The sequence below is a fragment of the Sphingobacterium sp. UBA1897 genome (assembly GCF_002337775.1).
In the GTDB taxonomy this organism is placed as follows: Bacteria; Bacteroidota; Bacteroidia; order Sphingobacteriales; family Sphingobacteriaceae; genus Sphingobacterium; species Sphingobacterium siyangense.
The window spans coordinates 80195-92362 of record NZ_DDGR01000005.1 but is presented as its reverse complement, the minus strand read 5'-3'; the positions used below and the strand labels follow the sequence as shown (position 1 = coordinate 92362).

General features: G+C 39.6%; 9 protein-coding genes. 6 read left to right on the top strand and 3 right to left on the bottom strand.

Going from position 1 to position 12168, the window contains the following annotated elements:
- Window positions 1-35: 35 nt before the first annotated feature.
- The 3 genes from B4N43_RS04275 to B4N43_RS04265 are packed head-to-tail and all read right to left on the bottom strand — an operon-like array spanning window position 36 to window position 3464.
- A complete protein-coding gene (locus B4N43_RS04275) occupies window positions 36-533 on the bottom strand; it encodes an FKBP-type peptidyl-prolyl cis-trans isomerase (protein ID WP_046672788.1) in 498 nt (165 codons plus the stop codon).
- A gap of 37 nt (window positions 534-570) precedes the next feature.
- Window positions 571-2571, bottom strand: a complete 2001-nt coding sequence (locus B4N43_RS04270; protein ID WP_286732990.1) for a thioredoxin domain-containing protein — start codon at window positions 2569-2571, stop codon at window positions 571-573.
- A 50-nt stretch (window positions 2572-2621) separates the two neighbouring features.
- Window positions 2622-3464 (bottom strand): hypothetical protein, encoded by an 843-nt coding sequence (locus B4N43_RS04265; RefSeq protein ID WP_286732988.1) that lies wholly within the window; start codon window positions 3462-3464, stop codon window positions 2622-2624.
- A 193-nt stretch (window positions 3465-3657) separates the two neighbouring features.
- On the opposite strand from B4N43_RS04265, the gene B4N43_RS04260 reads away from it, so the two are divergent.
- From B4N43_RS04260 to B4N43_RS04235, 6 genes are all read left to right on the top strand, one after another.
- Window positions 3658-4272, top strand: coding sequence for an RNA polymerase sigma-70 factor (locus B4N43_RS04260; protein WP_286732986.1), 615 nt, complete (start codon window positions 3658-3660; stop codon window positions 4270-4272).
- Window positions 4273-4274: 2 nt separating this feature from the next.
- Entirely contained in the window at window positions 4275-5285 is a 1011-nt protein-coding gene (locus B4N43_RS04255) for a FecR family protein (RefSeq protein WP_286732985.1), read from the top strand.
- 18 nt (window positions 5286-5303) lie between these two features.
- A complete protein-coding gene (locus tag B4N43_RS04250; RefSeq protein ID WP_286732982.1) occupies window positions 5304-7874 on the top strand; it encodes a TonB-dependent receptor in 2571 nt (856 codons plus the stop codon).
- Between the two features lie 5 nt (window positions 7875-7879).
- Window positions 7880-8698, top strand: a complete 819-nt coding sequence (locus B4N43_RS04245; protein WP_120333676.1) for a DUF4249 family protein — start codon at window positions 7880-7882, stop codon at window positions 8696-8698.
- Between the two features lie 118 nt (window positions 8699-8816).
- Window positions 8817-9515 carry an AcvB/VirJ family lysyl-phosphatidylglycerol hydrolase gene (locus B4N43_RS04240; protein WP_153845680.1) on the top strand — a complete coding sequence of 233 codons (699 nt, stop codon included), beginning with the start codon at window positions 8817-8819 and terminating at the stop codon, window positions 9513-9515.
- Between the two features lie 51 nt (window positions 9516-9566).
- Window positions 9567-12086 carry a DUF5686 and carboxypeptidase-like regulatory domain-containing protein gene (locus B4N43_RS04235; protein WP_286732977.1) on the top strand — a complete coding sequence of 840 codons (2520 nt, stop codon included), beginning with the start codon at window positions 9567-9569 and terminating at the stop codon, window positions 12084-12086.
- The last annotated feature ends 82 nt before the right edge of the window (window positions 12087-12168 follow it).

Below are 12168 nucleotides of genomic sequence, written 5' to 3'. Positions count from 1 at the left end.
CACCCGGCTTTGTTTTTTTGTATCTTGGGTCAGGATTAGTGACCTTGTGTGCCGTCTACACCATGTGAATGCCCGTGAGACAATTCTTCTTCAGTAGCAGGACGTACAGTTAAGATTTCGATATCGAAATTTAATGTTTTGCCAGCCATCGGGTGGTTTAAGTCAGCGACAACTACTTCTGGAGTAACCTCAGCTACTACAGCGCGGAATTGGTTTCCTTGGTTGTCTTGTAAAGGCAATACTTCTCCTACTGGAGGTAAACCTGTTTCTTTAAACATATCTACTGGCAATTGTGCGAATGCTCTGTCGTCTTTTTGACCGTAAGCATCATCCGGTGCCAATTCAAATGAAATTTTATCACCAACGTTTAAGTCTGCGATGTTTTCTTCGAATTTAGGTAACATCATACCTACACCATATAAGAAATCTAAAGGTTGTTCTGCAGTTGTTTCTTCAACGAAAACTTTTTCACCGTTTTCTACTGTGTGAAGTCTGTACGTCAATGCTACGACGTCGTTTGCTTTTATAGCCATCTGATTTTGATTTTTGGAAGCCCGAGGCTACCGTTTATTAAATATAATTTATTAACGCTTGTATGGAATCCTGTGGTAGACTGCAGGTCCTGTTTTTACAAAGATATGCTTTTGTCTCCTTTCCGACTCTATGTTCGAGCAATGGAAGATTTTCTTCTGTACCGCCAAGAACAATTTTATTTGGAATATAATAGTTGCCGAGTTCATTTTTGAAAGCCATCGCTTTATCCCCCGTCAATGCAATTTCATTGATTCCATATATTTCTTCTAGCAATAATATTGCCCAATTTGAATAAGCCGAACCATAAGTCTTGATTTGCGGGAATACATTCGCCAGCAATTGGTCTGTAATGGCGATGTAATTTTCATCATCAAAAAGCAAACCTAATCGTTTCAGCTGACGAACCATTGTCGACGAAGAGGAGGGGATGACATTATCCATAATTTCGCTTTTCCGTGCGATGAGTTCCTCTGCCTGCGACGATGTATAGTAGAATGTTTTTTGTGATCCATCGTAAAACAATGCAATGGCCTTATCAGTGAGCTGTCTTGCTTTTGTGAGCCAATTGAGGTCAAATGTCGCCTCATATAATGCTATAAAGGCTTCAATAGTGAATGCATAGTCATCTAAGAAGCCTGCGATTGCTCTATTGTTATCTTTTGGTTGGTGCAATAACTGGAGATCGTCTTGAATAAGATGTGTACAGATAAACTGTGCATTGTTTAAAGCGAGTTCAAGGAAATGGCTGTTTCCAAGACTGTGATAGGCATCTATTAGTCCTTTTAGAAATAGCGCATTCCAAGTGGTTAGCTGCTTATGGTCGAGTCCCGGACGGATCCGTTGTTCACGATAGTTGTATAATTTTTTCTTTGAAATTTTTAAAAAATCTGCCCATTCGTCAGCTGACATATTGACCTTTGTTGCTAACTGGTCTGCATTAATGGCGCAAATAGGAATGTTGGTTTTCTCCTCCTCCCAGTTGCCGGCTTGGGTTATGTTAAAATATTGCCCGAGTAGGGGAGCATCGTCGCCCAATACCTCGTCAAATTCAACTTTGGAGAAGGAATAGTATTTCCCTTCAATGCCTTCGCTATCGGCATCTAAAGCGCTATAGAAACCATGGTTTGGTGCTAGCATCTCCCGTTCGGCCCAGTCTATCGTTTCTTCGATAATCCGCTTATAGAACGGATCTTGACTTTGTTGATAGGCTTCGGCATAAAGGGACAGTAGCTGTCCGTTGTCGTAGAGCATTTTTTCGAAATGAGGAATATGCCAATAATGATCGACAGAATAGCGCGCAAAGCCACCACCGATCTGGTCGTATATACCTCCTGATCCGATCTTTTTCAACGTAAAATGAACATGATCTAAGATCTCCCGATCGTCGGCAAGTACGCCATATTTTAGGAAGAATAACCAATTGTTTGGTAGCGGAAATTTCGGTGCTTTTTGATAACCACCTTCTTTTTTATCGAACATCTCGGTCCAAGGGGCAACAATTTCATTTAAGTCCTCGATTGTGTATTGCGCTGGAATAGGGTGAATGGGAAGTTTTTCGGCCCTTTGAATACCATTGTTCAGCTTTTCGGCATAGTCAAATGCGACTTCGGGTTTCTCCGCCCACATTTGTGCAATTTGTAATAAGATATTCTGCCAGTCGTGCGGTTTGAAATAAGTACCACCATAAATAGGTCTCCCATCGGGCAGGCAGATACAATTCAATGGCCAGCCCCCTGCATTGGTCATCAGTTGCACAGCAAGCATATACACTTGATCAATATCAGGGCGTTCTTCACGGTCGATTTTGATCGATACGAAAAACCTATTCATGGTTTGGGCGATGGCTGAGTTTTCAAAACTTTCACGCTCCATCACATGGCACCAATGGCAAGCCGAGTAGCCAATGCTTACGATGATCAGTTTATTTTCGTCTTTTGCCTTTTTTAAAGCTTCCGGTCCCCAGGGCATCCAATCTACTGGATTGTGTGCGTGCTGTTTAAGGTAGGGTGAATTTTCAAATTGCAATTGATTCGCCATAAGACGAAGGTAGTAAAAAAGCCTCCATCATGGAGGCTTAAATGTGTTTTTTAATATTGGGGTTCTGCAATGATCTGGTAAGTCTCAATGGCATCTTTCGGAGTTCCAACCAAAGCGATTGACGATGTACCTCTTTCCCAAATTGCTATCGGCAGGTGATTAAGCTTATTTTTGAAGAGCTTACTATACTTATCGTTAAGTTCAGCCTGTTGATTGTTTGTTGTGGTAAGTGTGGGGCTACCAAAAGATTCGTGTGCCACTTCCATCAAATATTCTTTCTCTTTTTCAGGTGTTTGCTTTCGAAATTGATCGCCATAATAGAGATTGACATAGCTATAGGGGTATTGCCCTTTTATATAAGTTTGATCGATGCGATAACCCTTTTTGTAAGAAAAGGACTGCCCTACAATGCTTCTTGTGGGTGGGTTTTCCCAATTGACATTGAAAAAATCTTTTCCAGCAATAGCCCTGATCGTTAGGTTGGCTTGTTTGACCACCTTACTGTCTTTGTAAACCAATAAGTTAAATTTGTAATCGCCCGGTTTGTTGAATGTGACACCGGTCATATAACGAAAAGGATTAACGCCTGAACTGTAATGCATAATATCATCGATATGCCAAACAATTGAATCAACAACCTCTTTTTCCCAAAGAAAAAAAGTGAAATGATCCTTATGTTTTTCTTTATCATATAAACGGATTTCACCTTGTTCAAATACATTGATAATTCTATTGTCAGTCCAAACATCCATGTTTTTGGTCATTCTTGTTGTAAGAGATTCCGCTTCTTTTTCTTCAGGTTTTATTACTTCTGATGTTTCAGTATAATTTTCTTTTGTACAAGAAAAGAAAATAAAAGAAATGCAGCTTATTAAAAGATATTTTTTTAACATTATTTTTATGTTTTTGCAAAAATAGAAAAAAATGCGAGAAACTTTTGTGTGGTGTGGCGTTTCACTTTTTAGTTGCGTTAGATAATAGGTTGTCGGCAAGCGTTTATAGCTTGAAAATTAATTAGATGTTATAAAATGTCCGATGAATTTGATTATTTTTACATGCATTTATTATTAGCTTTACCGAAGTCCTATGTCAAATGACGTTGACCTGCTTAAGAAGATAGTCCAAAAAGATAGAAATGCTTTTGAAGCTATTTATAAGGGCCATTTCCGTAAATTGTATATCTTGTCTTTTCGGTATGTGCGAGAGGAAGCAATTGCTGAAGAGCTCACCAACGACGTATTTATGATGTTATGGGAAAATGCAGGCAAATTGGCCATTAGTCAATCTCTGGGAGCTTACCTATCACGCAGTGTTATCAACCTTTCGCTTACCTATCTTAAAAAGAATCAACGTTTATTGGATCGGAATAACGATTATAGTAAAGAACTGGATCTGACGGATGATGAAGATGAAATTGATCGCGCCGCACTTTACGAATCCAAGTTGTTGATGATCGAAAGTATACTGGAAGGGCTACCGCCGCAGTGTCGTAAAATCGTTCTTATGAGTAAGTACGATAAGATAAAACAACAAGAAATCGCGGATCAATTGGGAATTTCAATAAAAACGGTTAAAAATCATTTGACCATTGCTTACGATAAAATTCGGATCGCATTGGCCAAGCAAAAAACTTTTCTGTTGCTTCTAATCGGCTTTTTATTTTTTTCATTGGGACTTTTTGTCCAGTTTATTATCTTATAGTTATGGAAGAAAACAATACTTCAAGATTTATTCCTTATGACTTGATTCAGAAAGAGCTGGATGGGACTATTTCCGAAAGGGAAGGAGTGTTGCTTGGGCGTTGGATTTCGGAGGATGTGGCGAACTACGAGCTATACCATGAAGTTAGAAGTATAGCTGATGATCTTAGAGCACTGGAATGCTATAAAAAGGTAGATGCCAGTAACCAATGGGAAAAATTTAAAAATCAGTTGGATAAAACAGGGGATCAACAAGAAGCGGAGATCGAGACACCTGTACGAGCAATCTGGAAACCCTGGATGAAATTTGTGGCTGCAGCCGTATTGTTCGTGGTCGGTTTTGCCGGCTACCTGAACTTTGACCGTTGGATGGGGTATGAAGTCCGATTATACGGATCGGAAACACAGCAGCCTACAGTACTTCCCGATGGTTCGGTAATGACACTACAGGCAGGAGCCGAGGCGATGTTCAACAAAAGAACATTTCCACAGCAAAGAACTGTCGAGCTAAAAAAGGGAAAAGCACTATTCGATGTCAAACATCAGACAGGGACCTCCTTTATGGTCGATCTTGAACATAATTATGTGCGTGATATCGGCACTACCTTTGAAGTCAATTTACTGGAAGATGATGTCGAAGTCCTTGTTAAGGAGGGAAGTGTAGCCTTGAGCAGTGGAAAAGGAGATCATGCAAAAGAACTTGTTTTACAGAAAAATCAAAAGGGATTGTATAAAAGACAAACAGCGTCTTTATCTAAAATTGACCTGTTGGCAGATAATGATATTGATGTAGCACAAAAGCTGAGCTACTCAAATGTTCGGTTGGATAGTATCTGTACAGATCTGGAAAAGCATTTTCGGGCGAATATAACTGTCGTTGGAGATAGTTTAAAAGCACGCAAGCTCAGCATGTACTTTGATGGGCAAACGCTTAACGAGATTGTTCAGATTCTTTCCAAAACTTTAAATGTGAAGTGGAAAGCCGGTAAAAAGGGATATAGTATCTACGAATAGGCTCTTCGCTTTGCTGATATGAAAGATAGGATTCTGTATCGTTTGCTTTTTTTCTGCTGGTGGGTTATAGCGATGTGTCCGAAAGCCATGGGACAGAACTCTCCTGCCGAATTTCGGATCTCAATTGACACTCATAACAAACAGATTCTTCAGATACTTGCTGAAATTCATAATACATACGATATATCCATGTCTTATGACGAGCAGGTCTTTAATAAAAAGATTATTTATAGCCGATCGTTTGACAAATCCAGTCTGGAAGAGGTTCTAAATTATTTGTTGAAAGATTCCAATGTTGGATTTACAATGATCAATAGAGCGCTGATATTCTATGAAGAAGATAAAACTTTTACCGTTAAGGGGCGTGTTGTGGATAGTTTAAGTGGCGAAAACCTGATTGGTGCCACCTTGTTGATCGCGGAGAAAAGTAAAAGTAGTTTAAGTAATAAATATGGGTTTTACTCACTGACATTACCACGGGGCGAATACAGTTGTTATGTAAGTTATCTGGGCTATAAGACAAGGTTGGTCTCATTAAATGCTGAGTTAGAAAATAATTACCTGGTCATTAAGCTCGCTCCAGTGGATTTTAACTTGAGTGAGGTGGTGGTTAATGTTGATTCTTCCTTCACAGCGCAGCACATGGGAAGTTTCACAGATAAAGTCAATTGGACCCAAGCACGAAGAAATGCCTTTTATAAAGGTGAGGCTGATATCATGAAGGTATTACAGATGCAAAATGGGATTAACGGATTAACAGAAGGCGGCAGTAATCTTTTCGTAAGGGGGAGCGGTAAGGACCAGAATCTTATTTTGCTTGATGAAGCTGTTGTTTATAATCCATCGCATCTATTCGGTTTAACCTCCGTGTTTAATTTGGACATCTTGAAGAATACGCAGCTTTATAAGGATGCTATTCCTGCAAATCTAGGGGGGCGTCTTTCTTCCATCATGGATATGAGTACCAGAGACGGTGATGCCAATGCTTTTCATGTTTTTGGTGGGTCAAGTCTATTGATTGCTCGGGTAGGTGCTGAGGGGCCATTTATAAAAAAGGGAAAAGGTGCTTTCATTGCCACTGCACGGGGAAGTATATTGAATGCTTTTAATACGGATTATCGCTTGTTTAATGTCAAAGGTAGGTACAGTGACTATAACGTGAAGTTCAACTATACATTTGACGAGAAAAATCGAGTTTACCTTTCGGGGTACTATGGGGAAGATAAGGTTATTTCACCGAGTAGGAATACCAATCGTTGGGGCAACTGGACTTCTACTTTGCGATGGAACCATGTGCATAGTGATCGGTTGTTTATGAACCTTTCGGCCATATTCAGTGATTATCATAATAAATTGGATGTCAGTAAACCCGAATCGAGTGATAATCAAATCTGGTTGACACGGATACGTGACTTTAGTTTGAAATCCGATTTTACGTATTTTATGGGATTAGACCGCACTTTGGATTTTGGTCTTCAGGGAACCCTGCATCGTTTTAATCCCGGGGAGATATCGCCGATAAATTCAAACACGGAAGATAATATTTTTAGGGCGCAAGCTTATGATTATACGGGGTATGTTTCTTTTAATTGGAAGATCGATTCAGCCTTCCGGATTGTTGCGGGAATACGGGCGAATGCCTTTTTTAATGCTTCCTTCGGACGCTATTATTTATTGGATGGCAGCTCGTATAAGCCATTGTCGAACGATGCCGACAAGAAAAAGTCGTATTATGGTTTAGAACCACGCCTGTCTTTGCAATATAAAATGGGCAATGACTATGCTTTCAGAATGGCTTATAATAGGAGTTATCAATATTTGCAGTTATTACAGAATGATGAACTTGCTTTTTCCTCATTGGAAGCTTGGGTGCCGGCGGGATTAAATATTAAACCACAATATGTTGATGCTATTTCTTTTGGTATCAACAGGTTATTGTATCATGGAAATATTGGACTGGAAGGGTACTGGAAGAAGATGGGCAATCAGGTCGAATTGATCGATCATGCGCAACTGATACTTAACCCATTTATTGAAACACAGCTGCGACAAGGGAAGGGGCATGCTTATGGACTGGAATTATCTGTCAATCAGCGTATCGGTGAGTTTACGGGCAGTATCTTCTATAGCTGGTCGAGATCTTTTCGTAAGATCAATGGCATCAATAAAGGAAAAGAGTATGCGGCTAATTTCGATATTCCACATGTGCTTAAGAGCAACTTGTCCTATGATTTGGGGAGGTCGGTGCATCTCAATGCTTTTTATACAATTCATACGGGAAGGCCTTTAACCTATCCAATAGGATTTATGGAATATGAGGGTATATATGTTCCGGTGTATTCAAGCCGTAATTCCCATCGTATGCCTACATTTAGTCGGTTTGATTTAAATTGCTCGGTAGATTTGGAAACGATAAAGCAACGAGAGCGAGGAAGAAGACATACCTTGAATTTTGGATTATATAATGTATTTGATCAGCGCAATCCACTTTATTATAGTTTCTCCGAAGATAGCAATGGGAATTTAGCTATTCAGAAAACGTCATTTTCTGGGCGAGTTCCCTCAATTAGTTACACAATGAGATTTTGATTGATATGAGATTCTTATTGATTATAGTTACTTGCTTCCTAGCGGTTTCTTGTCAGAAATCGGCTGTAGACGAAGGACAATCGTACGATATGATTGTTGAAGGTGGGATTAATACGATGTACAAAGAGCAGTATATCCAATTAAAGAAATTGGACGGGCTAAAGTCTAATTCAGGGACTATCGGGATTAGTGGGGCCACCGTACGTGTAACCAATGGTCCCAATATGATTGAATTCAATGATTTGGGTGAGGGGCTTTATTATGGTGAGCTGTTCAATCTGAAGGACACGGTAGGAAATGTCTTTCAGCTTACGATTACTTTGAATGGGAAATTGTATGAAGCACAAGATCAATTGATACCTGTGGTACCAATTGAAAATGCCTTTCTACCGGTCGAAAAAAGTAATTTGAATAACAAATGGACGGTAAAGGTTAATAAACATCTCTTCGGGATGCGAACCTCCAATAAATGGCTTATTATGCCGCAGAAGGATTTTTCTGAAGATGATATTTCTTCTTTTCGCTCTCCTTTTAGCTACAGTTATCGTTTGGGGGCACCTAATGTACTGAATAACTTACTTGGGAAGACTTACAACTATGAAGTTTCGTTGAAGGACAGTTTAATCGTCTCTAAGTTTTCTGAATCGCCACGTTACTCCCGTTTTATTTATAATCTATTTCAGGAGACTGAATGGAAAGGATTATTGTCTGCAGTACCTGCCAATGTTGAAGGTAATATTTCGAATAATGCCCTTGGCTTTTTTTATGTGATGGACGGTGTGCGTAAATCAATTCCAATAAAGGACATTAGAACCAGTAAATAGTGTCCGTAGGGAAGGATTTCAGAGCTTATTTATTGATGAATCGCTCCTGATGAATCGCTCCACGTGGTCAAAGACATTGTTATTATTCAAAGCAAATATTTACACATAATATATACACATGAACACTGCACATTATAAAGCAGATAGATTATTGCTATTTCTATTTTTCTGGTTATGTTTGGCCCTAAGACCAATACAGGCGGAAGTACTGCCAAATTACGTTATTCCACTTAAAGATACCAATAACAAACAAAAGACAATGCTTGTATTTATTACGGGCGATGGTGGTTATAATGATTTTAGTAAAAGCCTGTTATCTTACTTCTCACTCGATGGATATCCTCGTTTGGTCATCGATGCAAAAAAATATTTCTGGAAAAAGAAAACTCCGCAAGAAGCGGGAAGGGAATTCGAACGGTATATTGACCATTTCAGGAAAGAATGGGACTGCGACCAAATTTATTTGATAGGACATTCATTTTCTGCCGGAGTGTTACCTTTTGTTCTGAATAATTTCTCGGATCCGTTGAAAAAGTCAATCCGGCATGTTACTTATTTGTCGCCCGATCAGTATGCGAGTTTCGAGGTGACCGTATCGACTATGCTTAACTGGAAACAGAAGCCCAATGGCTACGAAGTACTAGCTGAAGTCTTGAAGCTAAAGCAATTCCCTTCGACTTATGTCTTTTGTAAAGAGGGCGAAGAAGATCTCGTGAAAATGTTTCGTAATGCGGGATTAAAGGTCGATGTACTGGCGGGGCCGCACAATTATAATCGTGATTTCAAGACTATCTATAACACAATTCGATTAAGATAGCAATCATATTAGGACTTTTTTATAAAAACCTTGTCATCCTACTGAATTTAGATGCAAGGTTTTTTTATGCAATATCGTTTTTTATTGGTTTTACTGTTCTTTACTTCTCGACTATTTGGACAAGGAGCTTCATTAACAGGGATTGTCCTCGATGCCTCAACGGCAAAACCTATACAAGGTGTTACTGTAAAGCTTTCCAATACGGCAAAATCTGTAGCAACAAATAAGGAGGGGCAGTTCCAGTTACCATCCGTGCCTGACAATTGGGAGTTACTATTTAGTGCCGTTGGCTATAAAAAACAGGTATTCCCGATGAGTGTCGCACAGGGCAAGAAAGTTCTTATTATTCGTTTGGAAGATGAACAACAAAGTCTCGATGAAGTTGTCGTGAATGCGCCTAAAAAAAGAAAATACACGAATAAACATAATCCAACAGTAGATTTAATCCGTAAAGTAATTGAAAAAAGAGATGAAAATAATGCGTTAAATGGAACAGCCGGTAGCTATCAAGAATATGAGAAGCTATCGATGTCCTTGTCTATCCAAAATCAAAAGGTGGATAAATCCCGCTTGCTCAAACGTTTCGGATTTTTAAAACAGGGGATGGATACGCTAAAATATCCCGGTAGGTCGCTGGTCCCGATATTTATGGATGAGAAAATTGGTCAGCGAAAATTGGATGCTCTTAAAGGTAACAGCTTTGTTTTACTGGGTGAGAATCAGTCGCGCGTAGATCAGTACCTGGATGAAGACGGTATTGATGAGTATTTGGATAAAATCTATGGTGAAACAAATATCTATGATACGGATGTCTCTATTGGGAATAGACGTTTTTTGAGCCCTATAGCAACGTTGGGACCTTCGTTTTATAAATATTACTTGGTTGATACCTTGAAAGATAGTAAACCTTGGCATGCCAAAATACGCGTAGAGCCAAGGAATAGGGAGGATGCACTTTTTTCAGGCTTCATCTATATCCGCTTAGACGGAAGTTATGCATTGGATCAAGCGGAGCTGACCATCAACGAAGCGACCAATATCAACTGGGTAAAGGGTTTAAATATTGTTTTGAATTATTCGGAAAATCAAGCGCATCGTTTTTTTCTGAGCAGGGGAGTACTGACGATAGACATGGGGATTTTTAAGGACGGTATGGGCTTGTTTGGGGAGAAAGTGACCAGCAGATCAGCTTCCAATGAAACACAGCTCGCTGTCAATGGTAAAGCATTGACACGGACAGGGCCACAGAATCCGAATGGGATTGACTGGAATCTTGCGAGACCTGAGAAACTGAGTAGGCTGGAGGAGCAGGCTTTTACGAATATTGATAGCTTAAAACAGTCAAAATCTTTTAAAAATTTGATGGCTTTGGGCTCCTTCATTATGTCGGGTTATTATGGGCGCGGTGTTATCGAAATAGGGCCAGTACCTTCATTTTATAGTTTTAACCCTGTAGAAGGAAGCCGATTTAAATTTGGTGGCAACACGACGGATATTTTTAGCAAGACATTGGTCCTGGATGGTTATGGTGCCTATGGGACGAAAGATAGGCAATGGAAATATAACATGGGTGCCACTTACTCCTTTAACGGAGAATCGGTCTATAAATTTCCTGTAAAGTTAGTCTCTGCTAAGGTTAGTAAAGAGGTGCAGGTGCCGGGACAGGATCTCAATTTTATTGATAATGACAATTTTTTGCTTTCATTCAGAAGAGGGGAAAATGACAAAATGTTTTATCTACAGCGGAGGCAGATCGAATACTGGCAGGAATTTGAAAACCATCTATCCTTTAAAGTAGGGTTCTTTAATCAAATCCTTAGCCCAGGTGGCATATTGGAGTTTGACCGCCGAGCTTTTAGAAGAAGTAACGGCAATGAGCTGTGGACCTCTGCTTTCACCGGAGAAATTCGCTGGGCTCCACATGAGAAATTATACCAGGGGAAACGTTATCGACGTATTATTAATACAGGTCAGCCTGTTTTTACCTTAGCCGCACAGGTTGGCGTGAAAGGTTTATTGGGTGGAGATTATAACTACCAACGTTTTATATTAAATGCCAATAAGCGATTTTTTGCGTCCCAATTTGGTTTTGCCGATATCGTATTTGAATCGGGCATCCAATTTGGAAAGGTTCCCTATCCGCTGATGATTATTCACCGGGCAAATCAAACCTATTCGTATCAGCTCAACTCATACAATTTGATGAATTCAATGGAATTTATGAGCGATAAGTACACGTCACTATTGCTTCAACATTCATTTAATGGTTTTTTCCTGAATAAAGTTCCGCTTCTGAAAAAACTGGATCTCCGGGAGATCGCCTCTGTAAAAATGTTGTATGGAGCTGTCGATGCCTCCAACAGATACACGAAAAGTTTTGATGAATTACCCAAGGATCCTCGCGAACCGCAACTGTTCTCCCTCAATAATGGGGCTTATATAGAAGGGAGTGTTGGCTTGAGTAATATCTTTAAAATTCTACGTGTCGATCTGGTTCGCCGTTTTACGTACCTGAATAATCCCGGTGTATCTCCATGGGGTATCAGGGCAAAGATCGGTATTGATTTTTGATGCCTAAAAAAACAAATCGGATTGGGACTATTTTAAAGTAATGATGTCATTAGTAAAAGTGATTTAGAAAAACGAAATAATT